A 25,717-nucleotide genomic window follows, 5' to 3' on the forward strand; every position below is an offset into this window, starting at 1 on the left:
CAGGGTAACGGGCGTTAGCCGGACGAGTAAGACGGCCCGTTCGGGTGGCCGCCCGGCCGCGCGGGGCCGGCCGGGCGGCTCGGGGGGCTAATTGAGGCCGCCCACCCGTCGCACCTTGCTTTGCCGCTCCTCGAGGATGTGACCAAAATCCTGCAGCAGCAGTGGTTCACGCATCACCAGATGTTCGAGGTGCTCGCGGTCGACCTCGAGCGCGGTGACCTCGTCGAGCGCATGTGCGCCGGCCAGGTTGGGTTGGCGGGTCAACGCCGTGAGCCCCAGGAATCCGCCTTCATGCAACGTGGTGACCGGCACGACCGACCCGTCTTCGGCCGTCGCGGTCAGCCGCACGCGTCCGGTGATCAAGAACGTCATCCCGGCCGGCACCTGTCCGGCGTACTCCATGGTGTCGCCGGCCGCGAACCGAATGATCCTGGCGCTGGACAACAACGCCTGCTGGTCGGTATCGCTGAGCCTCATCACCGGTGCCACCACCGTCTTGAGCGCGTGCTGGACGCGTTCGGTGGTCGAGAAATCGTCATCGGCCCCGTTGAGGTGCAGCCCCTCCCGCCGCGCGGCGTACCAAATCCAGCGCAGAAATGTTGCGCGCGCGGCACTCTCCTCGGCCGGCGACCGCAGCCCGATGGTGGTGCAGTATTCGGTGCCGCCGACCGGCTCGGTGGTAACTAGGAACCCGCCGTCGAGCTGCGGCAGCGCGGCGGCAACCCGGGACAGCAGCGCGCACACCCGATCGGGGGCGTCCGCGTCGGAAAACTTGGTCGGTATCGCCAACTGGTAGGTGCCGGCCGGGCGGCTCAGGTTGGTGAACGGTGTGCTGGCCAGTACCGAGTTCGGGGTGATTCGCAGTCCGCTGCCGGTCTCGATGTGCACTGCACGCCAGTTCACCTCGACGATTCGTCCCCGCGTGGTGGTCGTATCGAGCCAGGCGTCGATCTGGAACGGTTGCTCGAACAGCATGAACAGGCCGGAGACGATCTGGCTGACGGAGTTCTGCAACATCAGACCGATGATGACCGATGTCACCCCCAGCGCGGTGAACAGGCCGCCGATTCGAACGCCCCAGACGAACGAGAGGATCACCGCCAGTCCGGCGCCGATCAGTACGAACCGTGCGACGTCGACGAAGATGACCGGTAGCCGTCGGCGCCACGAACCCTGCGGGGCCCCGGAGAAGACCGCGGCATTGAGCCCGGACAACAGCAGGACCAAGACCAGGAAGCCGAATACGGTGGCCAGCAGCCGCACCGCGGTGTCGTGGGCCGGCACTCCCGTCGCATTGACCAGCAGCAGCAACAGCGCGCCCAGCGGCAGCACATAGTTGCGCAGCAGGCCGACTTGGCGGGCCAGCGCGCTTTGCCTGCGGCGCAACAGCCGCTGGACTTCGGTGAGAATCACGACCAGCACGGGCAGAGCCGCCGCGATTCCGACGGCCCAGTAGAACCAAGCCGAGCCGAACACGCTCATCGCCGCTCCGACACTTGCCAGATCTGCTGCTGTGATCCCCGGACCGAGATGGCGCCGGCCGGTGTGAACGTCCATATTTCGCGCATCGCGTCGTGCACCCGGGCGCTGACGTAGATGCCCGGATCCGACAGGTGGCCGAGCATTCGGTAGGCCATCTGCACCGCGCCGCCCCACATGTCGTAGGCCAGGTTCGATCGGCCCACCAGACCACTGACGACTCTGCCGGTGGTGACCCCGACCCGCACCCGCAGCGGATGCTGTGACTGGTTGGCGAACCTGTTCACGATGAGCTCGATCTCGAGGGCAAACTCGATGCCCCGGTGCACGTTGTCCAGTCGCGGCGTGGTGGCGCCGCAGGCGGCGAGGTAGCCATTGTGAAATGTGCGAATCGGTTCCACGCCCAGGGATTGGGCCGCCGAATCGAACTGTCGGAACAGCTCGTCGACGATACCGACCAATTCGTCACCAGAGAGCCCGTCGGAGATCTCTTCGAGCCCGATGAGCTCGGCGAAGATGACCGTGACATCCTGATGCTCTTCGGCGATGACCTCGCCGCCCGCTCGGTAGCGCTGCACCACCGGTTCTGGCATCAGTGCGAGCAGCAGCTGCTCGTTTTGGCTGCGTTGCTCGGTGAGCAGCTGATCCTTGACTTTCAAATTGCTGCTCATCTCGTTGAAAGCCGCAGTGAGATCACCAAGTTCGTCGCGCGACTTGACCGGCACGGTGACCTCGTAGTCGCCGGAGCGGATCTTCTCGGTGCCCGCCTCCAGCCGACGGATCGGGCGCACCAGCAGCTTGGCCAGCACCATGGACACCACGCAGATGAATAGGGTGATGCCCGCGACCGCCAACACCACCGTCCGGCCGAACGACGACAATCGCTCGTAGGCATCCCAGTCGTCTCGAGTCGCCAGAATCGCCCACCGCAGATCGGAATTGGGCACGTCCAGTGGGGCGTAGGCCTCCAACTCTCGATTGCCCAGATAGTCGGTGTCCTTGGTGATGCCGGACTGTCCACGCAGGGCAGCGCGCAAGCCCGCGCTGGGCACCGGTTGGACCAGCACCGTGGTCCCCAACCGGATCGCCTTGTTCACGACGTCTTCTCGGGTACCGCCGGCCAGCGCCTCGCGGCGGTATTCGTCCGGGCTTTCCAGGAAAAGCCGTGAGTCCGAACGCATCAGGTTGTCCGAGCCCGCCAGATACGTTTCGGTCGATCGACCCATGCCAACGGCTTCCCACTTCTCGTTGGCGTTCATGATCTGGTTCAAGTTGGTGGGCGGCAACGCCAGGGCCATCACTCCCTGCAGCTTGCCGTCCACCCCGACCGGCGACACCAGCCACGCGGTGGGGGCGTCAACTTCGGGCTGATAGCGCTGGAAGTCTGTGATCCACACGAAGTCGATCTCATTGGACGCCAGCGCCTTTTGATACGCGGTACGCAGGTTGGTCTCGCGATACGGGCCGGTAAAGAGGTTGGTCCCCAGATCGGGTCCCTTGTTGACCGAGTAGACGACGTTGCCTTGCAGGTCGAGCAGCAACGCGTCGCGGTACTGGAATCGGGTGACGATGCCGCGGAAAAAGTCGTTGAAACGGGCGTTGGCCGCCGACCATGCGCTGCCATCACCGGCGTTGTTGAAGCGCATCGACTCACTCGACGAACTGAACGGTGCGGTGTAGTACGCCTGCAGGTACGTCTGCGCGGGCGATGCCGGCAGCACCGCCTCGAGATCGAGTTCGTGTCCGGTCGCCTGGTCGATCGGCTTGATCAGCTCGTTGACGTAGTAGTCGACGATCGCCTGCTGCTGGACCGGGTCGACGGTCGCGTTGGCCAATTGCGCGAAGCCGTCGGTGAACGCCGCGGTGGCTTCGTTGGCGCTCATCCCGTTGCTGTACACCATCACCGACTTGGTCAACTCGGAGAAGAGTGCCTCGACCTGCCGCTTCTGGGCCTCCCGCAGCTGGAGTAGTCGCTCAACGGCAACGCGCTGCAACGCGTTGCGGCCGCTGACGTAGCCGATGACCCCGACCACCGCGACCGAAAGGATGCTGCAGATCAGCAGCGTCACCAACAACTTGGCCTGGATGCCGACCCGGAGAAATCGCAGCAACCGACGACCTCGACTGTCGGTTCTGCCGGTCTGACCGGACGCGGCTGCTGTGACGGGTTCCGTTGGCTGCCCCGATGTCACCCGGCTTCCTTTCGCCTATGGCCGCGGGACCGGCAGATCCCGCAGCAGACTAACGCGGAAACGCAGACAAAACGGCGTTTGCGCGAAACACGCGATCGCGCATGAGCCAGCAGTTGATCTCAAGTCTCGCCTGCCGATGGGCCCACGTCGCGACCGCGGTTGCTGTCAAGCGACCCGTTCGCGCTGGGTTACTTGCCGCACCTTCATCTGCCGCTCGTCGATCAGTCGCCCCAGCTCCTGCAACAGCGCCGGCTTGCTCATCACGATGCGCTCGAGATACTCGCGATCGATGTCGAGCACGGTCACCTCTTCCAGCGCCACCGCACCGCCCGGGTTGGGTTGCCGAGTCAACGCGGTCACCCCCAGGAAGGCGCCCTTACCGAGGGTGCCGACCGCGACGGCGGGACCGTCCGCCGGCGTCACCATCAGACGGACGCTGCCGGCGATGATGAAGGACATGCCTTTGGGCACAACGCCGGCTTGCTGGACGGTTTCATCGGTGCCGTAGCGCACCACCTTGGCGTATGGGGCCAGCGACTGCTGATCGAGCAGACTGAGCTTGAGTTCCGGGCTCACCGCGCGCAACGCGTCCTGGACTCGTTGGGGGGTCGAGTAGCTGTCACCGGCCCCGTCCAGCGCAAGCCCCTCGCGACGGGCGGCGTACCAGACCCACCGCAAAAACGTATCTTGGGCAGCACCGTCTTCGGCGGGAGACTTGATCCGGACGGTGGTGCGGTACTCGGCGCCGCCCAGGGCAACCGTGGCCGGCATCACCCCGCTCTTGAGATTGGGCAATGCGCTGGCGACCCTGGTCAGCATCGCGCATACCTTGTCCGGCGCATCGTCCGCCGCGAATTTGGTTGTGATGCTGCACTTGTGCGAACCACCCGGGCGACTGAGGTTGGTGAAAGCCGTCGTCGCCAGCACCGAGTTTGGGGTGATTCGCAGCCCGGTTCCGGTTTCGATGTGTACGGCACGCCAGTTGACCTCCACCACTCGCCCTCGCGCAGTGGGCGTGTCCAACCAGTCGTCGATCCGGAATGGCTGCTCGAACAGCATGAACAAGCCCGACACGATCTGGCCGACGGAGTTCTGCAGCATCAGGCCGATCACGACCGACGTCACGCCCAAGGCGGTGAAGATGCCTCCGACCCGAACCCCCCAGACGTAGGACAGGATCATCGCCAGCCCGATACCGATCAGCGCAAACCGGGCCACATCGAGAAAGATGGTGGGCAACCGCTTGCGCCAACTATCCTGCGGCGCGCTGGCAAATACCGTCGCGTTGAGCGCAGAGAGCAGCAACACCAGCACCAGGAAGCCGAACACCGTGGTCAGGATTCGTACCGTGCCTTCTCCTGCCGGCACTTGTGAGGCTTTGACCAGGAACAGCAGCAACGCACCGAGCGGGAGCAGGAAGTTGCGTAGCAGGGTGACCTGACGGGCCAGGTGGCTGTTCCTGCGGGCCAGCGAATTGTGCAGCTCGGTGAGCAGGATCAGGCCAACCGGCACTCCGATCGCGATGCCGATGGCCCAGTGGAACCACGAGGCGCCCAGGACGTTCATGACTGCTCCGACATCCGGTAGATCTGCTCTTGCACACCGCCGACCGAGATGGTCCCTGCCGGTGCGAACTGCCGCTCGTCTCGCATCGCCTCATACACCTGCGAGGTGACGTAGATACCGGGTTGCGGTGACCCACTATGCATTTGGTAAGCGGTGCTTACCGCCGCACCCCACATGTCGTAGACAACGCTGGTTCGACCGACCAGCCCGCTGATGACGTTGCCGGTGTTGATTCCGGCCCGCAGCCGTAGTTGGTGGCCGCTTTGGTGGTTGAACCGCTCGATGATGCGCTGCATCTCCAGCGCGAATGCGACCGTGCGGGCGACGTTGTCCAAACGTGGCGTGGTGACCCCGCAGCTGGCCAGATAGCCGTTATGTAGCGTGCGGATCCGTTCCACCCCAAGGGATTCAGCCGCCGAGTCGAACTGGCGGAACAGGTCATCGACGATGGCGACCAACTCGTTGCCCGACAGCGATCGGGAGACCTCGTCCAAGCCCAGGATGTCAGCGAAGATCACGGTGACGTCCTGGTGTTCCTGGGCAATGGTCTGCTCGCCCTCGCGATACCGCTGCACCACCGGCTCGGGCATCATCGACAGCAGCAGCCGATCGTTTTCCCGGCGCTGCTCGTTGAGCAGATCCTCCTTGATATTCAGGCTTCGGCTCATCTCATTGAAAGCGGCGGTCAGATCGCCGATCTCGTCACGCGACTTCACCGGAATCGCGACGTCGTAGTCACCGCCGCTGATCTTCTCGGTGCCCGCCTCCAGGCGTCTGATCGGCCGCACCATCAGTTGGGCGATCAACATCGAGAAGACACAGATGATCACGATCGTCGCCACGGTCACCAATACCAGCGCCTTGCTGAATGCGGCCGCGGCGGCGAATGCCGCAGAATCGTCGTTGGTCGCCAGGATCGACCAATGCAGATCCGAGTTCGGAATATTCAGCGGCGCAAAGGCTTCCAGCTCGCGGTTACCCGTATAGTCGACCGCGCTGACCGTTCCGGTCTGGCCCCGCTGCGCCTCACGCAGACCCGCGGTCGCCACCGGGTGCAGCAACACCGTGCTCCCGAGTTGGATCGCCCGGTTCACCACCTCCGGTGAGGTCCCGGCCGCCACCGCCTGGCGGCGATATTCTTCGGGATCCTGCAGGAACAACCTCGAATCCGATCGCATGAGGTTGTCCGGCCCGGCAAGATAGGTCTCGGTCCCGGTACCCATCCCGGCCGCTTGCCAGTTCTTGTCGGCGGTCATCATCTTGTTGATCTTGGCGATGGGCAGCGGTAGCGCCAGCACACACCTTCGGTTCTGCCGCCCTGCAGCACCGGGGACACCAGCCAGACCGTCGGCGCGTCCAGCTGTGGTTGATACGGCTCGAAATCGGTGATCCAGGTGAAGTCGACGGCGTTGGCGCCCAGCGCCCTGAGATAAGCATCACGCAGGTTGGATTCGCGATACGGCCCGGTCAGTATGTTGGTGCCGAGATCGGGGTCCTTGCTCAAGCTGTAGACGATGTTGCCACGGGTATCAAGCAGAACCGCATCGTCGTAATCGAATCGGGTGACGATCTCGCGAAAGTAGCCGTTGAATTCCGCGTTGGCGGCCGACCACGCGCTGCCATCGCCGGCGTCGTCCAGCCGCATCGAATCCTGATCGGACGTGAACGGCGCGGTGTAGTACGCCTGCAGGTATTTCTGCGCCGGCGATGTCGGCAGCAGCGCTTCGAGGTCGAGTTTGGTTCCAGTCAGGTGTTCGACCGGTTTGATGAGCTGGTCGTTGTAGTACTTGACGAGCGACTCTTGCTGCGCCGGGCTTATCGTCGCGTCCGCCAGTTGGTCGAATCCGGCGGTGAACTGCGCGACCGCGTCTATCACGGTCAGCCCGCGGGCGTAGATGACCAGCGAATTGGTCAGGTCGGAGAACAGCGTCTCCACCGCACGCAGCTGCGATTCGCGTAGCTGGGTCAGACGTCCGTACGCGGCAGCGCTGAGCGAACTACGGCCGGCGTGAAAACCGACCGCCACGATCGCGGCCACCGAAACGATGCTCGACAGCAGCAACAGCACCATGAGCTTGGACTGGATGCTCACCCGGAAGCGCGGCCGGCGGCGGCGCTTGCCCTTCGCACCATCGTGAGCCGGGGCACCCTCCACCACCGGCTCCGGATCTTTCGCCTCGGCCGCCGTCAAAAGACTTCCTTTCTGTAATTTGCCGCCCAACCGCTCTACGATGCACCGATTGCGCGCCAGACGAGCGCCGACACGCAGCGCGGGCGCGGTTTGCTGTGTTTGTTGTGCGACCGCCTGGTGACCACCGCGTCACCTTCGCCGTCGTTGCCGCGGCCGCTACCCGCCTGCCGGGCAGGGCTCCGGCGTTGTTGATTAGCAGGCTTGTGAGCTGGGGAATTGTGGATTGAGGAGGTCTAGGCGGCGGTTGGCGGTCAAAGCGGTGATCCGGCAGGCTTCGGCGATGTTGTCGGCGCCGTTGAGGCGGTGCAGATTGATCGCGGTGTTGCGTAGCGTTGCTAGGACCTGTGCGCCGTTTCCGGTATGTGCCCTTTGACGGTCTTCGTCGAAGGTGACGTCGCGTATCCAGTGCAGGCTGTTCTCGATTCCCCAGTGTTGACGCATCCAGGTCATGATCGCGGTAGGGCGGGCGTGCTCGAACGGCAGGCTGCAGATGGCATAGACCACCTCCACGCTGCGCTGGTCGGTGGCGGTGATCAAGCGTTCACGAGTGATCCGGATGATTTGTTTTGCGTAGGGGAAGCCGATTCCTCGTGCAGCGGTGATGATTTGCAGGGTGCGGGTCTCGACACGGCCGTGGCCGCGGGAGTCGTCGGTAGCGGCTGCGGGCACCTCGGCCCAGGGCAGCGCGGTGATACGCGCAAGTATTTTGGCTTGGTTGGACTTGACGATCATCAGGTAGTGCGACTTCAAGGTGGCGCAGATCAACTTCGCGGTGACGACCTGGGTATGCATCGCATCCACGGTGACCAGCCACCGCAAGCTACCCGGCAGCAGCGTGAGCAGGGCACGTACGCAGGGAATTTCATTGCTTTTCTCGGCGACAGCGAGTTGACCGAGCACCAATCGGGCACGGTGGGCGAACACCGACACGAGATGCGTGGCTGTCGCTTTGGCGCGTAAAGCACCACGCAGCATCTTGCCGTCCAACGCGATCGGCACCAATCCACTGGGGTCGCTGCTGGCCACGTGTGCAGTGAAGTAACTGCCCATCCTGGCGTTGAGGTCGGCGGGGTCTAGCCGAGACAAAACAGCGCGGAAGGTCTTCTCACTGGGCCGCCGGAACCGGACCCCTAATTAGGCCAACACATCATCGGGAGCGGTGGCCGCCCATGTGGCAAAACCAGCATAGCCGCGCATCCCCGCGGCAGTGGCCAGAACCCCGATCGCCAACAAAGCCATCAGCGAATACCTCCGACCGCGTGGGTCCCTCGGGTCTGGCACCGAGGCCAACACATCGAGAAACTCCGATCCGATGAGCTCGCTGCGCTCACCAGGACTCCAGCGGTCGAACACCTCTGGAACCGACGACACAGGCAATACTGAAACGGTAGGCACGGGCAACTCCAGACCAACGACGAACAGTAACCAACTCGATCGTTCTCCAGATAGCCCGTGCCTACACTCCGGCCCCAATAGCGCGGCACCAAAGATCATCAACCCAGCTCACAAGCCTGCTAATCAACAACGCCGGAGCCCTGGCCTGCCGGGGTGCGCCAATTCACCGACGAGACAATTATGGGCGGAACGAAAATTCGTTCAATACTGAATTATCAATTCGCTCGATAATGAATTAATAGAATGTTTAAAGGGCCTCAATTAGACCGGCCATTAACGTAACGTGCCTTCCGCCCGGACCAATTCCCCACGGCACCTAAGGCGGATAGCAAGCGATGGCCGACTCCTGTGGTTCCAACGATCAAGGTCGCGATGTCGCCAAGCCGGGACACCGGTTGACCAGTGCGCCGCCAGTCACCGCACGACGTTGCCGAAATCTTCATCCAGGTAACCCTTTTGACCGGAAGCCTGCCCTGGGATCGCGAGCCGTCGAACAACGCCGACGGGGCCGTGATCACGGTTGCCCGCCATCGGCCCATCCCGCCTCAATTGCTTGGCCCGCTGGGGCTGGCGCGAAAGGCCCGACAGTCGATCCAGCCCTTACCGCACACGCAATAGCCGGCGGCGCTGCCCGAATCGGTTGACCTCGGCGCGAAACCCCTCCGTCATTGTCCGAGGCTAGCTAAAGGAGCAATTTGATGTCGTACGTTTTGGTTACGCCCGAGATGGTAGCCACTGCGGCCGCGGATGCGGCTGCGATCGGCTCGACGGTCAGCGCGGCCAATGCCGCCGCGGCGATCCCGACCACCGCGATAGCCACTGCCGCCGCCGATGACGTGTCTGCGGCCATCGCGGCGCTGTTCAACGCCCACGCCGAGCAGTACCATGCCCTCAGTGTTCGCGTGGCCGAATTTCATGAGTCCTTCACCCGCGCCCTGACCGCCGGCAGCACCGCCTACGCCACAGCCGAAGCCGCCAACGCCGGGCCCCTGCAGCCGCTGCTCGACCTGATCAATGCGCCGACCCAGGCACTGCTGGCACGCCCGCTGATCGGCGACGGTACCAACGGGGCACCGGGCACCGGGCAAGCCGGCGGCAACGGCGGCCTGCTTGTCGGCAACGGCGGCGCCGGCAGGTCCGGAGCGTCCGGTCAACGCGGCGGGGCCGACGGGGCCGGCGGGCTTCTGCTCGGCAACGGCGGGGCCGGTGGTGCCGGTGGGGTCGGCGCGCTCGGCCAGGGCGGCGGCACCGGCAGCGCCGGCGGTCTGTCGTTCGGCCAGGGCGGGGCCGGTGGTGCCGGTGGGGTCGGCGCGCTCGGCCAGGGCGGCGGCACCGGCGGCAATGGCGGGGCCGGCGGTCTGTTGTTCGGCAATGGCGGTGTCGGAGGGGGCGGTGGGGCCGGGGGTGTCGGTGGAGTCGGCTCGGCGGGCGGTACCGGCGGGACCGGCGGCGCCAATGGGCTGTTCGGGGCGGCCGGTTCCGGTGGCAGCGGCGGGGCCGGCGGCGATGGCGCTCCCGGTGACAGCGGTACCGCCGGTGGGACCGGCGGGACCGGATCGGCCGGCGGTGCCGGCGGGACCGGCGGGGTCGGCGGGGCCAATCAGTTCTTCGGCCACGCCGGGGACGGTGGCCATGGCGGTACCGGTGGTGCCGGCGGCACGGGTGGGGCCGGTGGCTCGGGTGTCGGATCAGGCCTGGCCGGCGGTACCGGCGGGGACGGTGGCGTGGGCGGCGCCGCGGGCCGCGGTGGCGCGGCGGGTGCCGGTGGTCCACTGGTTACCCCAGGGCATGCGGGCAACACCGGCACCGGCGGCACCGGCGGTACCGGCGGCACCGGCGGCACCGGCGATCTCCACACCGACGGCGGCAACGACGGCAACGGCGGAAGCGGCGGCGCTGGCATCGCCGGTGTCGGCGGTGGCAACGGCGGCACCGGGGGCGGCATCGTGACCGGGATCAATGGCGGTGCCGGCGGGGCAGGTGGTGACGGCGGCGATAGCGGCAACGGCGGCAACGCAACCGGCGGCGGCGACGGCGGCAACGGCGGGACGGCCGGCACAGGCGGCGCCGGTGGTTTGGGTGGCGGTGGATTCCGGGTCGGACATGGTGGTGGTGGCGGCAACGGCGGCAATGGCGGCGTCGGCGGCACCGCAACCGCGGGCGGCGACGCCGGTAGCGGCGGCACCGGCGGCGTCGGTGGCGACGGCAGCGTCGGAGGCGACGCCTCCGACGCCGTCGCCGGTGGCGACGGTGGCACCGGTGGTCGGGGCGGCAGCGGCGGTGCTGGCGGTATCGCAACGGGCGGCGGCAGCGCCGGCAGCGGCGGCGGGGGCGGCGGGGGCGGCAACGGCGGCCACGGCACCGACGGCTCCGCCGGTGTGGCCGGTCATGGCGGTGGTGCCGGTGGCGCCGGCGGCGATGCCGGCGACGGCGGCAAAGGTGGTGACGCTCTCGACGGCGGCACCGCCGGCACCGGTGGTGCCGGCGGCAACGCCGGTAACGGGGGCGGCGCCGGTTCCGGCGGCAAAGGCACCTTCGACGGCGGCGCGGGCGGTGCCGGAGGCGACGGCGGTGACGGCGGTGACGGCGGTGACGGCGGTGACGGCGGTGACGGCGGTGACGGCGGTGACGGCGGTGACGGTTCACCCGTCGGTGCCGGCGGTACGGGCGGTATCGGCACCGCTTGTGGTGCGGGGGGCGGAGGCGGCGCGGTGTCCGGCCGCCCCGGCCAGAACGGCAGCGAGGGCCAGCCTGGGTGAACCCCGCACGTCGAGGCGGCCGTTCTTCCGGTCGCGGAAACCCTTAGGGGCCCAACGGTGTTCGCGGATTGATGGAACTAGCAGACGTGGCCGCTACGGCCGGTCTGTCTGGCTAGTCGCGCGGCACGGTGGTTTCGATCTCGTCGAGCCAGACTCGCGCCGACATGTCCGAGGGAGCCCGCCAATCGCCGCGCGGAGACAGCGCACCTCCGTGGGACACCTTGGGACCATTGGGCAGTGCCGACCGCTTGAACTGGCTGAACGAATAGAAGCGCTGGGCGAAGACCATCAGCCAGTGCCGGATCTCGGATAGTGAGTACGACGGCCTCTTGTCGTCGGGGAAACCGGGTGGCCAGTTGCCACGTTGCGAGTCGCTCCACGCGTGCCAGGCCAGAAAGGCAATCTTCGAGGGGCGAAATCCGTACCGCAGCACATGAAACAGCGAGAAGTCCTGCAGCGCGAAGGGGCCCACCTTGGACTCGCTGCTCTGCAATTCTTCTTCCTCGCCGGTGGGCACCAGTTCGGGAGTGATCTCGGTGTCCAGCACCGACTGCAATACCTCGTCCACATGCTCGTCGAACTGACCCGATGAGATGACCCAGCGCATCAGGTGCTGAATCAATGTCTTGGGGACGCCGGCGGTGACGTTGTAGTGCGACATCTGGTCGCCGACACCATATGTCGACCACCCCAGCCCGAGTTCGGACAGGTCGCCGGTGCCGAGCACGATTCCGCCGCGATGGTTTGCGATGCGGAATAGATAGTCGGTGCGCAGCCCGGCCTGAACGTTCTCGAAAGTGACGTCGTAGACCTTCTCCCCGCTGGAGAACGGGTGCCCGATGGTGTCGAGCATCAACCGGGCCGTCTCGGTGATGTCGATTTCCTCGAAGCTGACCCCCAGCGCCTTGGCCAGCTTGATCGCGTTGTTCTTGGTGCGATCACCGGTGGCGAATCCGGGCAGGGTGAACGCCAGAATGTCGCTGCGCGGGCGGCCTTCGCGGTCCATGGCGCGAGCGGCGACGATCAGCGCGTGGGTGGAGTCGAGCCCGCCGGAGACCCCGATGACCACCTTCGGATAGTTGAGCGCCCGCAGCCGCTGTTCGAGGCCGGACACCTGGATGTTGTAGGCCTCGTAGCAATCCTGTTGCAGCCGTTGCGGATCAGCTGGGACGAAGGGGAAGCGTTCGAGCTCGCGCCGCAACCCGATGTCTCCGGCCGGTGGATCCAGCCGGAACACGACGGGCCGAAATGAGTCCGCCAATGACCGGTGATGGCGGCGGTTGTCGTCAAAGGTGCCCATCCGCAGCCGCTCGGATCGGAGCAACTCGGTGTCCACGTCGGCCACGCAGCGGCGTTCTCCGCGGGGAAACCGCTCGGATTCGGCCAGTAGCACCCCGTTTTCCCAAATCATGGTCTGGCCGTCCCAGGCCAGGTCCGTCGTCGACTCGCCCTCCCCCGCCGCGGCATAGACATAGGCGGCCAGACACCGTGCCGACGCCGAGCGGGCCAGCAGCGCACGGTCCTCGGCGCGCCCGATGGTGATCGGGCTCCCGGACAGGTTGGCAAGTATCGTCGCGCCCGCCAACGCTGCCTCAGCACTGGGCGGTATGGGGACGAACATGTCCTCACAGATCTCGACGTGCAGCACGAAGCCGGGCAGGTCGGAGGCGGCGAAGAGTAAGTCGGGGCCGAACGGCACGTCCGCGCCGCAGACCCGAATGGTGCCCCGCTCGTCGTCTCCGGCCGCGACCTGACGGCGTTCGTAGAACTCGCGATAGGTGGGCAGATAGGACTTCGGCACCACCCCCAGCACGGCTCCGCGATGAATGACGACGGCGGTGTTGTAGATGCGATGCTGATACCGCAGTGGCGCGCCGATCACCAAAACGGGCAACAGATTGGCCGACGCCGTCACCACATCGAGCAGCGCGTCCTGCACGGCGTCGAGAAGAGCGTCCTGCAACAGGATGTCCTCGATCGAGTAGCCCGACAGCGTCAGCTCAGGAAACACCGCCAGCGCGACACCGTCGTCGTGGCACTGGCGGGCCAACCCCAGTACCGACGCGGCATTGGCCGCCGGGTCACCAAGCGTGGTGTGGTGGGTGCACGCGGCAACGCGCACAAAGCCCTGGCCGTATGCGTTGTAGAAGTCCATCGTCGTTCCATTATCGGCTTCCCACCGCCGAAGACCGAAACGACGGGCGGAAACCGATCAACGAGCCTTGTCTAGGGGTCCGGGTGGGCGCCTAGATCGCAGGCAAGATGTCCCGCTCGGTGCGTTGTCGCGGCGCCCATGCCCCACCCGCCCCTGGGCCTGAACGGCTTCGGTCTGCTCACCGAGTTCGGCGACACTGCCGCCCATCGCGTCGGCGCCGCTACCGGGTCGGATACCCGCCTCACGAAACCGCTCGATTGTCCGACGGCCGATTGGCAGGCAAGCTGATTCGTGCCTACTCTCGAGGCTGTGGAATCCCCGGAACTCGTCGCGGCGCTGACCGGTCACCGGATAGCCGTGCTCACCGGCGCCGGGATTTCCACCGATTCCAGCATACCGGACTATCGCGGACCCGATTCGCCGCCGAGCAATCCAATGACAATCCGCCAGTTCACGTCGGACCCGGTTTTCCGGCAGCGGTACTGGGCGCGCAATCATGTTGGCTGGCGGCACATGGATGACACCGCGCCCAATGCCGGCCATCGCGCGCTGGCCGCGCTCGAACGTGTCGGCGTGGTGACCGGAGTGATCACCCAGAACGTCGATCTGCTGCACACCAAGGCGGGCAGCAAGAATGTGGTCAACCTGCACGGCACCTATGCGCAGGTGACGTTCCTGGGCTGTGGTCACACGATCAGCCGCTCGACGCTGGCCGCCGAACTCGAGTCGCTCAACCCGGGATTCATCGAGCGCGCCGAAGCCGTCGGCGGCCTGGCCGTGGCTCCCGACGCGGACGCTGTTATCGCCGATACCGAATCGTTTCGCTACATCGACTGCCGCTGCTGCGGTGGGATGCTCAAGCCCGATATCGTCTACTTCGGCGAAAGTGTCCCCAAAGAACGTGTGGATCAAGCATTTTCACTGGTCGATCAGTCCGACGCGCTGCTCGTGGCCGGTTCGTCACTGACCGTGTTCTCGGGCTACCGGTTTCTACGTCACGCCGCGGCACGGGGCATTCCGGTCGCGATCATCAACCGGGGCCACACCCGCGGAGACGATCTGGCCGACGTCAAAGTCGACGGCGGTTGTTCTGAACTGCTGGTCTTGCTGGCTTCCGAACTAGCCGCAGCGGTTTACGTGGAACCGATAACCGTTTGCTAGCAGTGTCTTTGATCGCCAGCTTGACCAGCGGATGCCCCTGCGCAAAGGCCGATGATCCGCTTGGACCGATGCCATGTCCCGCACCGTCAGAAGGTGCAGGGCATGCTGCGGATGGCGTGTACGAAGTTGCCGGGCACGTAGACCGGATCACCGGCTTGGATATCGGGAAGTTGCACAAGTAGCTCGCCGAAGATGGCACGCAGTTGCGCGCGGGCCAGATGCGCGCCGAGACAAAAGTGCACTCCACCGCCACCGAAGCCCACGTGGGGATTTGGACTGCGGCTCAGATCGAGGCGTTCGGGATGACAGAACGCATCCTCGTCCCAGTTTCCGGAGGCATAGAACATCACCACCTTCTCCCCCCGCACGAATCAGTTGTCCGCCCAGCTCGAAATCCGCTGCCGCAGTAAGGCGAAATGTCATCACCGGCGTAGCCCACCGAACGAGTTCCTCGAACGCTGTACCAATGCGAGTGTCGAAATCGGCTAGCAGCCAAGCCTTCTCGCCGGGAAAGTCGGTAAGCGCCTTCAGGCCATGACTGATGGTCTGGCGGGTGGTGTCATTACCGGCCACCGCAAGCAGCACAAAAAACGCCGCCACATCCGCATCGGCGAGCCTATCGCCGTCCACCTCGGCGTTGACCAGAGCGCTGAACAGGTCATCGGCGGGCCGGTCCCGCCGCTCGGCGGCCAAAGAGGCGGCGACCTGATGCAGATACATCTGATTTTCGAAGAGCACGGCCAGCGGTTCTCGACCATTCAGGTAGCGGGGGTCCGCCCAGGAGACCAGCGCATCGGCGGCATGTACCACCCGCTCACGGTCGGCTTCGGGAATTCCCACCATGTCCGACAGGGTGCGGATGGGCAGTTCCTTGGCGCAGTGCTCGACGAAATCGACACCGCCGCCGGCCATCCGGAGCTCTTCGACAATGCCCTTGGCGTTGATCTTGATCGAGTCCTCGATGCGACGGACTTGCCTGGGCGTGAATGCCGCACTGACCAACTTGCGCAGCTTGGTGTGTCGCGGTGGGTCCATCGCCAGAAATGACTGTGACGCTTCCAGCAGTTCGGCGGGGACATTCTCGAACAGCACGCCATTGCCGGACAAGAACACCTCGTTGGTGCGGCTGACCGCAACGATGTCAGCGCGCCGGGTGACCGCCCAGAACCCCGGGTCGCTGGGATCCTGGATGAGCGCGTCTTCGACCGGAGGGTGCCAGCTCACCGGGCGTTCGGCCCGCAACACCGAAAATGAGCTCTCCCGCTGCGCCGCACTCGATGCCCAGAACGCACGCGATGACAGATCGATCGTGTCGTAGGGCCGCACGCTCGCCGAAATTGCCGTCATCGCCGCTCTCCTTCATCAACTATGACCCCGGTCACAGACCGACGATGCTATGTCTAGACACTATGTCTAGTCAATATGTCGAGCGGTTGGCTATGCTCGTCCGAAGACCAGGAGGTGCCCGGGCAAACATGGCGTCCATCACCCGAAATGCGCAGGCCAACCGCCGGCAGCGGCGCGAGCAGATGGAATGCCGCCTGCTAGAGGCCACCGAGCGACTGATGAACAATGGCGCCAGCTTCACCGAGCTCAGCGTCGATCGGTTGGCGACCGAGGCCGGCATTTCGCGCGCCAGCTTCTACATCTACTTCGATGACAAGGGCCACCTGCTGCGCCATCTGGCCGGTCAGGTGTTCGACGACCTGGCCACCGGCGCGCAGCATTGGTGGGACGTGGCCTGGCGCCACGATCCGGACGACGTCAGAGCCGCGATGTGCGCCATCATCGCCCGCTATCGCCGTCATCAACCGATCCTCATCGCCCTCAACGAGATGGCCGGCTATGACCCCCAGACAGCACAAACATATCGGGACATCCTGACCGCCATCTCCGCGCGATTGGCCCGGGTCATCGAGGACGGCCAGGCCGATGGCTCAATCCGCCCCGAACTATCCGCGACCACCACGGCCAACGCGCTCACATGGATGGTCGAGCGAACCTGTCATCAGAACCTACCGAGCAGACCGCCCGAATTCGACGCCGAACTGGCCGATACGCTCTCTGAAATCGTATGGGGTGCCCTGTATCTCACGTCAACGTCGCTGCGATGACGCACCGGGATTGGCCTACCACGACCTCGGCAGGCAGGTCGCTGATCTGAGCGAAGGCATTCCGGTGCGATTAGTGTGCGCCGGATCCGCCTGCGCCGCCGAGGCCGCCGTCGACCAGCGCCGGCCCGGTCGGCCCGCCGCCGGTCACGCCACCATGGCCTGCTCCGCCAATCCCGACAAGTTCGGTATCGACGAACCGGTCACCGCCAGCGCCGCCCGTGCCACCGGTGCCGCCGGTGCCGCCGCTGCTGCCGCCGAACGGAGGGACGGGCGGGGATCCGTCACCGCCGTTGCCACCTTGGCCGCCCTTGCCGCCCTGGCCGCCCTGGCCGCCCTGGCCGCCAGGAGCATCCCAGCCGTCACCACCGTCACCGCCGTTGCCGCCTACCCCGCCGTTGCCGGCACCACCAATACCCTGGGCATCAACTCCGCTACCACCCTGGCCGCCAGTGCCGCCGCCGCCACCTATGCCCCCGAAGCCCATACCGCCGTCACCGCCGTCACCGCCGGCGCCACCGGTACCCACGCTGGAGTAGCCACCTCTGCCACCGGTTCCTCCCGAGCCACCAAAGGCCCCGTTGCCGCCGTCGCCGCCGGTACCGGGTGCGTTGAAACCAGTGGCATTTCCGCCGATGCCACCGTTTCCGCCTGAGCCGCCGTTGCCGAAAGTGCCGAGCTCGCCGGCCGCGCCCGTACTTGATCCGTCCCCACTCAGGCCGCCTTGACCGCCAAGCCCGCCCGGGCCCCCACCTCCGCCGTCACCGCCCTTGCCGCCATTCTGTGGCGGACCAGAGATGCTCCCGTCAGCTCCTTTACCACCATTGTCTCCCCAGGCCCCGAGGCCGCCGGTACCCCCTGTCCGCCGTCGCCGCCGGCCCCGGTGGCACCGTCAGTGAACCCCGCGGCGTGAGCCTGACCACCGACGCCGCCGGTACCACCGGCACCTCCGACACCACCAAAGCCGCCGTAGCCGCCATAGCCGCCGTTAGCGCCGCTGCCAGAAGCCATGTCTGCTCCATGCGCACCATCGCCACCGGTACCACCCATGCCACCGGTACCGCCGGACCCGCCGAGGCCACCGTTGCCGCCTTTGGCACCGCCGTCGCCACCGGCCCCGCCGACACCACCGGTCGCGCCAGCCCCGCCCCTATCGCCGTCCGCGGACAATGTGGCACCGCTGTCCCCGACGGTGCCCTTCCCGCCGGTTCCACCATCACCGCCGTTTCCGCCATTGCCGTAGAGTCCGCCGTCGCCACCGGCCCCGCCGGCACCACCTTTGACGCCGATAGCACCACTGCCGCCGTCTCCGCCGTCACCGCCGTTACCACCGGTGGTTACGCCGGACCCGGCTTTGCCGTTTCCGCCAGATGTGGGACCGGCGCCGGCCTGGCCACCGGCCCCGGCGTTACCGGGGTCACCCCCATGTCCGCCGTCACCACCACGCTCACCGGAGCCCGCTACCGCGTTGGCACCGTCACCGCCGTCCCCGCCGATTCCGGCGGTCCCACCGTCCCCGCCAGCACCACCAACGCCCTGCGTTCCATCGGAGTAACCCGCGGCTTGGGCCTGACCGCCCTGTCCACCGGCACCGCCAGCTCCGCCGGTCCCACCATTTCCGCCCTTACCGCCGGACCCGCCATCGATATCGGCCCCGGTGATCCCGTTCGCACCATTTCTGCCGGTACCGCCGGTACCCCCGGTACCCCCGTCTCCACCGCTACCGCCATCACCGCCGTGACCGGCCAACGCGCCCCCGCTGCCACCGGCACCGCCCTGACCGCCAGTGCCGCCAGTTCCTCCGGTTCCGCCCGCGCTACCTGCCACAGGGCCGGTGGAGCCGACCTGGCCCTTGCCGCCGTTCCCGCCGGCACCACCGTCGCCGCCATTGCCGTAGAGCCCGCCGTCACCACCGGACCCGCCGGCACCGCCGTTCACGCCGGTAGCGCCGCTGGCGCCGTTGCCGCCGTCGCCGCCGTTACCGCCAGAGGTGGGAGCGACCCCGGCCGCACCCTCGACCCCTGCGATGGAACCGGCCCCGCCTTGCCCGCCGATGCCGCCGACGCCGGGGTCACCGCCGTCGCCGCCGTTGCCGCCGGCCTTCCCGGAGCCAACGTCCGCGTTTGCGCCGTGGCCGCCGTTGCCGGCGTTCCCGCCGGTCCCGCCCACGCCGCCCGCGCCGCCGACGCCCTGGGTGCCGTCCGCGAATCCCGCGGCCTGAGCCTGGCCGCCTAGGCCGCCGACACCACCGGTCCCGCCGGTACCACCGTCACCGCCGTTGCCGCCGTCACCACCGTTTGCGGAGGAGAAAATGCCAGAGGTACCGGTACCACCGCTACCACCGGTGCCGCCGGTACCACCGACACCACCGGTACCACCGTCACCGCCGTGGCCGGCCAAGGCACCACCCTTGCCCCCGGCGCCACCGTCACCACCGGTCAACCCGGTGTGGCCATCACCACCGTTGCCGCCTCCGATGGTGGTGCTGCCGTTGAAGCCGATGCCTCCGGTGCCTCCGGTGCCTCCGGTGCCTCCGGTGCCGCCATTGCCATACAACCCGCCGTCACCGCCTACCCCGCCGGCACCACCTTTCACACCTTGAAAACCGCTGCCGCCGCTGCCGCCGTCACCGCCGTTACCGCCGGTGGTCGGGCTGAACCCATCCGCGCCGTGGGCCCCGTCAGTGGAGCCGGCTCCGCCGGTGCCACCGGCGCCACCGGCACCGTTATCGCCACCATGCCCACCGTTACCCCCGGCCGCACCCGAGAACGCCGCCGCGTCGGCACCCTTACCACCGTCACCAGCGACACCGCCGGATCCGCCCTCACCACCGGCCCCGCCGACACCCTCGGTGCCCTCGGCGAATCCCGCGGCCTGAGCCTTACCGCCGGCACCACCGTCACCACCGGCCCCGCCGACACCACCCTTGCCCCCACTGCCACCGTCACCGCCATGAAGGTTGCCCCCGGTCACACCCTCAGCGCCGGTAGCACCAAGCCCGCCGGACCCGCCGGTCGCGCCGACACCACCGGACCCGCCTGCGCCACCGTGACCGCCCAGGGCACCACCCATGCCACCGGCCCCGCCCATGCCGCCAGCCCCGCCATCGCCGCCGTTCTCGCCTGATCCGCCAGCCGCGGTGGCATCCGCCCCCTGGCCACCGGCCACGCCATCACCACCGTCCCCACCGGCGCCGCCATTGCCATACAACCCGCCATCACCGCCGGCACCACCCGCCCCACCGGCAACCCCGGCAGACGCGGCTGGACCGGAGGCACCGTTTCCACCGCCACCGCCGTTACCACCAATGATGGGACTGAACCCATCCGCCCCGTGGGCACCGACGGTGGAGCCGGCTCCGCCGGTGCCACCGGCGCCACCGGCACCGTTATCGCCACCATGCCCACCGTTGCCCCCGGCCCCACCCGAGAACGCCGCCGCGTCGGCACCCTTACCACCATCACCGGCAACCCCGCCGGCCCCGCCGGCCCCGCCGGCACCACCGTCACCCTGCCCGCCCAGGAACCGCAAAAAGCCGCCCTGCCCGCCAGAACCGCCCGCCCCGCCGGCACCACCAACGCCGCCACTGCCGCCATTGCCGCCGTTGCTCCCGGGCGCGATCCCGGCAGCCCCGGCCCCGCCCGCACCACCGGCGCCACCAACACCTCCGAGGCCACCCGCCCCGCCGGAGCCGATCAGCCAACCACCGAGCCCGCCGGCACCACCGTTGCCGGCACTGCCGCCCTCACCACCCGCCTCACCAACACCGCCTGCCAGACCGACAGCACCGTCGCCACCCGCGCCGCCGTGACCGCCCAACCCCCACAGCCCGACAGCAGAGCCACCGGCGCCCCCGTCACCGCCGCTACCGGCGACCGCGCCGGTTCCGCCGGCCCCGCCAGCGCCACCGCTACCGAACAGCCGTCCGCCATCGCCGCCACCGCCACCGGCCCCACCATCGCCAGAGTCCGAATTGACTCCGCCGATACCGCCAGCCCCGCCCCGACCCCACAACCCGCCATGACCGCCATCGCCACCGGCCCCAGCACTACCGGAGCCGGAACTGTCACCACCGGCACCGCCGGTGCCGCCGATGCCGAATAAACCGCCGTTTCCGCCGGACCCGCCGGCACCCCCGTTTAGACCAAGCCCCTGTCCCCCGGCACCACCGGACCCGCCAGCACCCAGCAACCAGGCCCGCCCGCCGGCACCTCCAACACCCCCGTTGACCGGGCCCGCACCGCCAACTCCCCCGGTTCCACCGTTGCCGTACAGCCATCCGCCGGCGCCGCCGGCCCCACCGACACCGCCGGTACCGGAAGCCCCGGCCTGCCCCCCGGCCCCACCGGCACCGCCATGGCCGAGCAACCCCGCCGACCCGCCGGCGCCACCGGATTGACAGACCGCGCCGGAGCCGCCGGCGCCGCCGTTACCCCACAGAATTCCGCCAGCCCCACCGGCTTGCCCGGTCCCCGCCACCCCATCGGCGCCATTGCCGATCAGCGGCCGCCCAAACCAGTTCTGGCTGGGTGCATTCACCAAACCCAGCACGTCTTGCTCCACGGCCTGCAACCACGAGACGCTGGCCGACTCGCTAGCCGCGTAGCTGTTGCTCCCCGCGGTCAACAGCGCGACAAAGCGCTCATTGAGGGCCGAGATCCGGGTGCTAATGGCCTGATATTCCTGGGCATGGGTGCCGAACAAGGCCGCGATCGCGACCGACACCTCATCGGCACCGGCGGCCAGCACCGTCGTCGTGGCGCCCGCCGCCGCTGCGTTGACCGCATCGATCGACGAACCAATGCGCGCCAAATCCGAAGCCGCCGTCGCCACTACCTCGGGCGCCACGCTCACGAATGACATCAAGACCTCCGTCATCTCCGACGAGGCCCCACGATAGCCGGACAGACCGAGCACCGCCGGTGCAGCGAAATCACCATAGAAAGTTGAAAACCTCACGGCCCCAAGCCCTCACACAAAAATCTCAGCGCAAGGCCTCTACCTGTGGACATAGGCCGATCACTCGGCGATAGTCGTCTCATCACTAAGAAGATTGGTCACAACGGCTCGGCGTCGCTTCCGAAGCGGAACCAACGATTCCCGCCGATTCGGCGAGCGAGCGGAGCGGCCATCGCCCGGGTTGAGTCGCTCGCAACGGACTTGCCGCTGGCGATCTGGCCGGAACCCGAATCCCGCGCCTTTCAAAGCCCTTGACGCCGAAACACCGTCGACATCAGCAACGGCCCGTCACGGAACCACTGGGGCGGTCGTCGAGCCTCCCGGCTCGGCGGCCGGCGCCACCTCGCTCACACCGCGACAAGGTCGTCGGCGTGGACCGCGGGCCGGCGCAGCTCACCGGGTAACTCTGAGGTGGACCGGCCCATCATGGCGGCCAACTCCGTCGCGTCATAGGCAACCACACCGCGGGCCACCATCGTCGCGTCGGGCCCACACAGATCAACGACATCGCCGCCAAAGAACTTGCCCGCCACTGCCGTGATGCCCGCCGGCAGCAACGAGCGCCGATGCCCGACGACGGCCCGCACAGCACCTTCGTCGAGGGTCAGCGATCCGGCGGACTCGGCCGCATAGCGTACCCAGAATCGGCGGGCCGACATGCGTTCGGACCGCGCGGCGAAGACGGTGCCCACCGACGCATTGGTGAGTGCGGCCGCCGCATCCGCCGCAGGAGCGAGCAACACCGGAACTCCGGCATCCGCGGCCAGCAGCGCCGACGACATTTTCGACGCCATGCCGCCGGTGCCCAGGTGGCTGCCTTGTCCGGCGACTACTCCATCAAGGTCGGCCGGACCGGACACCTCGGGAATGAATCTGGCGTTCTGGAATTTTCGTGGATCGGCATCGTAGAGGCCGTCGATGTCGGACAGCAGCACCAAGGCGTCCGCACCTACTAGGTGCGCTACCAGCGCCGAAAGCCGATCGTTGTCGCCGAAGCGAATCTCGTTGGTAGCAACCGTATCGTTCTCGTTGACGATTCCCACCGCATGCAGTGCCCGCAGCCGGTCCAGTGTGCGCTGGGCATTGGTGTGCTGCACCCGCATCGCAATGTCGTGTGCCGTCAACAACACCTGCCCTACCGTGCGGCCGTAGCGGGCGAAGGCGGCACTCCACGAGTTCACCAACGCCACCTGACCGACGCTGGCCGCCGCCTGCTTTGTCGCCAGGTCCTTTGGCCGACGTGATAGTCCGAGCGGTTCGATGCCGGCAGCGATCGCCCCCGAAGACACGATGACGACGTCGGTACCGGCCTTCATCCGCGACTCGATCGCGTCGGCCAGTTCAGCCAGCCTGCCGGCGTCGAACACCCCCGATGGCGTGGTCAGTGCCGTCGTCCCAACCTTGACCACGACACTGCGGGCGGTGCGAATGGCTTCGCGGTGCGGACTGCCCATCAATCGTCATCGCGTTCACGACGTTGGCGGCGGGCAGCCTTGCGCTCGGCCGCACCGACGCGGTCGCTGCGTTCCAGCCGCACATCGGTACCCCGACCGGACATTGCGACGTGACCACCCGCGGGCGTTTGCGGCTCCCAGTCGAAAGTCATCTCACCGATGGTGACCGCGCACCCCGGCTTTGCCCCCAACCGCAGCAGCCCCTCCTCGACCCCCAGCCGCGCCAGGCGGTCGGCCAGGTAGCCGACGGCCTCGTCGTTGTCGAAGTTGGTCTGGCCGATCCAACGCTCGGGTCGAGCGCCGGTCACCACGAAGCCCCCGTGTCCGTCTGCCTGCACGTCGAAGCCGCTGTCATCGACCGGAACCGGGCGGATCACCGGCCGTCGCGGCGCGGCTTGCGGCCGAGCCGCGTTGTACTCCGAGACCATCTGCCACAGCCCGAAGATCAACGGCTGCAAGTTTTCCCGGGTGACCGTGGATACGAGAAATACCGGCCAGCCGCGTTGCGCGAGCTCGTCCTCAACGAACTCGGCAAGCTCGCGGGCCTCGGGCACATCGATCTTGTTGAGCACCACCGCACGTGGCCGCTCGGCCAGGTCGTCGAGCACCGCATCGCCCTGCAGCGTGGGTTGGTAGGCCGCCAATTCGGCCTCCAGCGCGTCGATGTCGGAAATAGGGTCCCGGCCCGGTTCAGCGGTGGCGCAGTCCACGACATGTACCAGCACCGCGCAGCGCTCGATGTGCCGCAGAAAGTCCAGCCCCAGCCCCCGGCCCTGTGAGGCGCCCGGAATCAGACCGGGAACGTCGGCGACGGTGAATGAGTGACCACCGGCAGCGACCACGCCGAGGTTGGGAACCAGGGTGGTGAAGGGATAGTCGGCGATCTTGGGCTTAGCCGCCGAGATGACCGACACCAGCGAGGATTTTCCGGCGGAGGGGAATCCAACCAGCCCCACATCGGCGACGGTCTTGAGTTCTAGGGTGAGGTCACGGGCCTGTCCCGGCTCACCAAGCAGGGCAAAGCCTGGCGCCTTGCGCGCCCGCGACGCCAGCGCTGCGTTGCCCAGCCCGCCGCGACCACCCGCGGCGGCTTCAAAGCGGGTGCCGGCTCCCACCAGGTCGGCAAGCAGCCGGCCGTTGTCGTCGAGTACGACGGTGCCGTCGGGAACTTTGACTTCCAAGTCTGCACCGGCGGCGCCGTCCCGGTTGCTGCCCATGCCCTGTTTGCCTGACGCCGCGGTGACGTGCGGGCGGAAATGGAAGTCGAGCAGGGTATGCACTTGTGGATCTACCACAAAGACGACGCTGCCGCCGCGCCCGCCGTTACCGCCGTCGGGACCACCGAGCGGCTTGAATTTCTCACGATGAACCGAGGCGCAGCCATTACCACCGGAACCCGCTCGGGTGTGAATGACGACCCGATCGACGAACCGAGGCATCGGGCTTCCTTACATATCCTTTCCCGGACGAAATCTACGTTTTGCAGACTTTGTGCGAGAACTCAGCTGCAAAACGTCGATCTCGACCTGGAGGCGGACGCGACTAGGCGTCCTGTGTGGCCGGCTCCACGATGTTGATTGTCTTGCGTCCACGCTTGATGCCGAACTCGACCGCACCGGCCGCCTTGGCGAACAACGTGTCATCACCGCCGCGTCCGACATTCACACCGGGGTGGAACTTGGTACCGCGCTGGCGAACCAGGATTTCGCCGGCCTTGACGACCTGGCCGCCGAACCGCTTGACCCCCAGCCGCTGTGCGGCGGAATCACGACCGTTGCGCGAGCTGGACGCGCCCTTTTTGTGTGCCATGTGTCTGGTCTCCGCTACTACTTGATGCCAGTGACTTTAAGGACCGTCAACTGCTGACGGTGACCCTGCCGCTTGTGGTAGCCGGTCTTGTTCTTGAACTTGTGGATCCGGATCTTGGGGCCCTTGACGTGCTCCAGCACCTCGCCGGTCACCGCGACCTTGGCAAGGGCGTCGGCATCGGAGGTGACGGCGGCACCGTCAACGACCAGGGCGACCGGCAGCGATACCTTCGCACCGGGCTCAGATTCGAGCTTCTCGACCTTGACCACGTCTCCCACGGCAACCTTGTACTGTTTGCCGCCGGTCTTGACGATTGCGTAGGTCGCCATCGTGGGTGCACCTCTACTCGTTGTTGTGCTTGCTTCTCGTGGGCACGCGCAAAGACTGCTTACGCGTGCTGGTCTGGTTTGGGGACTTCATCTGTCCCGCTGTCACCGGCCGAGACGTCAACGCTCGGCAAACGCCTGATGACAACTTTCCGAGGGT

Annotated in this window: 13 protein-coding genes and 3 pseudogenes; 3 read left to right on the top strand and 13 right to left on the bottom strand. The window is 67.0% G+C overall.

Annotation, left to right across the window (positions count from 1 at the left end):
- Positions 1-87: 87 nt before the first annotated feature.
- From CKW46_RS21400 to CKW46_RS21420, 5 genes and pseudogenes are all read right to left on the bottom strand, one after another.
- Positions 88-1,482, bottom strand: a complete 1,395-nt coding sequence (locus tag CKW46_RS21400) for a mechanosensitive ion channel domain-containing protein (protein ID WP_482052367.1) — start codon at positions 1,480-1,482, stop codon at positions 88-90.
- Positions 1,479-3,671 carry an adenylate/guanylate cyclase domain-containing protein gene (locus CKW46_RS21405; RefSeq protein ID WP_240274676.1) on the bottom strand — a complete coding sequence of 731 codons (2,193 nt, stop codon included), beginning with the start codon at positions 3,669-3,671 and terminating at the stop codon, positions 1,479-1,481. Before CKW46_RS21405 ends, CKW46_RS21400 begins: the two co-directional genes overlap by 4 nt.
- A gap of 165 nt (positions 3,672-3,836) precedes the next feature.
- Positions 3,837-5,237: a mechanosensitive ion channel domain-containing protein gene (locus tag CKW46_RS21410; RefSeq protein WP_015356530.1), complete on the bottom strand. Its 1,401-nt coding sequence runs from the start codon at positions 5,235-5,237 to the stop codon at positions 3,837-3,839.
- Positions 5,234-7,428, bottom strand: a pseudogene (locus CKW46_RS21415) (adenylate/guanylate cyclase domain-containing protein). The gene CKW46_RS21410 and the pseudogene CKW46_RS21415 overlap by 4 nt, the downstream one beginning before the upstream one ends.
- A gap of 192 nt (positions 7,429-7,620) precedes the next feature.
- Positions 7,621-8,823: pseudogene (locus tag CKW46_RS21420) on the bottom strand (ISAs1-like element IS2404/ISMul1 family transposase).
- Positions 8,824-9,521: 698 nt separating this feature from the next.
- Between CKW46_RS21420 and CKW46_RS21425 the strand changes: the two are divergent.
- Positions 9,522-11,582: a PE family protein gene (locus CKW46_RS21425; RefSeq protein ID WP_499018204.1), complete on the top strand. Its 2,061-nt coding sequence runs from the start codon at positions 9,522-9,524 to the stop codon at positions 11,580-11,582.
- A 112-nt stretch (positions 11,583-11,694) separates the two neighbouring features.
- On the opposite strand, the gene CKW46_RS21430 is transcribed toward CKW46_RS21425, so the two are convergent.
- On the bottom strand, positions 11,695-13,737 hold the full coding sequence (locus CKW46_RS21430) for an NAD(+) synthase (protein ID WP_015356532.1): 2,043 nt from the start codon (positions 13,735-13,737) through the stop codon (positions 11,695-11,697).
- A 291-nt stretch (positions 13,738-14,028) separates the two neighbouring features.
- Between CKW46_RS21430 and CKW46_RS21435 the strand changes: the two genes are divergently transcribed.
- Complete coding sequence (locus CKW46_RS21435) at positions 14,029-14,898, top strand: Sir2 family NAD-dependent protein deacetylase (protein WP_482052369.1); 870 nt, start codon at positions 14,029-14,031, stop codon at positions 14,896-14,898.
- A gap of 86 nt (positions 14,899-14,984) precedes the next feature.
- Here CKW46_RS21435 and CKW46_RS21440 read toward each other — a convergent pair.
- A pseudogene (locus CKW46_RS21440) lies at positions 14,985-16,245 on the bottom strand (cytochrome P450).
- Positions 16,246-16,373: 128 nt separating this feature from the next.
- Between CKW46_RS21440 and CKW46_RS21445 the strand changes: the two are divergent.
- Entirely contained in the window at positions 16,374-17,012 is a 639-nt protein-coding gene (locus CKW46_RS21445) for a TetR/AcrR family transcriptional regulator (RefSeq protein WP_015356536.1), read from the top strand.
- A 70-nt stretch (positions 17,013-17,082) separates the two neighbouring features.
- Here CKW46_RS21445 and CKW46_RS21450 read toward each other — a convergent pair whose 3' ends face one another.
- The 6 genes from CKW46_RS21450 to rplU form a co-directional block, all read right to left on the bottom strand.
- Entirely contained in the window at positions 17,083-17,538 is a 456-nt protein-coding gene (locus tag CKW46_RS21450) for a hypothetical protein (RefSeq protein WP_482052370.1), read from the bottom strand.
- A gap of 185 nt (positions 17,539-17,723) precedes the next feature.
- Positions 17,724-21,872: a PE family protein gene (locus CKW46_RS21455; RefSeq protein WP_482052371.1), complete on the bottom strand. Its 4,149-nt coding sequence runs from the start codon at positions 21,870-21,872 to the stop codon at positions 17,724-17,726.
- Positions 21,873-22,315: 443 nt separating this feature from the next.
- Entirely contained in the window at positions 22,316-23,422 is a 1,107-nt protein-coding gene (proB, locus tag CKW46_RS21460; RefSeq protein WP_015356540.1) for a glutamate 5-kinase, read from the bottom strand.
- Positions 23,422-24,861, bottom strand: a complete 1,440-nt coding sequence (gene obgE, locus CKW46_RS21465; RefSeq protein ID WP_015356541.1) for a GTPase ObgE — start codon at positions 24,859-24,861, stop codon at positions 23,422-23,424. Before obgE ends, proB begins: the two co-directional genes overlap by 1 nt.
- 103 nt (positions 24,862-24,964) lie before the next feature.
- A complete protein-coding gene (gene rpmA, locus CKW46_RS21470; protein WP_015356542.1) occupies positions 24,965-25,231 on the bottom strand; it encodes a 50S ribosomal protein L27 in 267 nt (88 codons plus the stop codon).
- A 17-nt stretch (positions 25,232-25,248) separates the two neighbouring features.
- On the bottom strand, positions 25,249-25,560 hold the full coding sequence (gene rplU / locus CKW46_RS21475; protein WP_011741441.1) for a 50S ribosomal protein L21: 312 nt from the start codon (positions 25,558-25,560) through the stop codon (positions 25,249-25,251).
- Between the last annotated feature and the right edge of the window lie 157 nt (positions 25,561-25,717).

It is taken from the genome of Mycobacterium liflandii, from assembly GCF_022354805.1.
Classification (GTDB): domain Bacteria; phylum Actinomycetota; class Actinomycetes; order Mycobacteriales; family Mycobacteriaceae; genus Mycobacterium; species Mycobacterium marinum.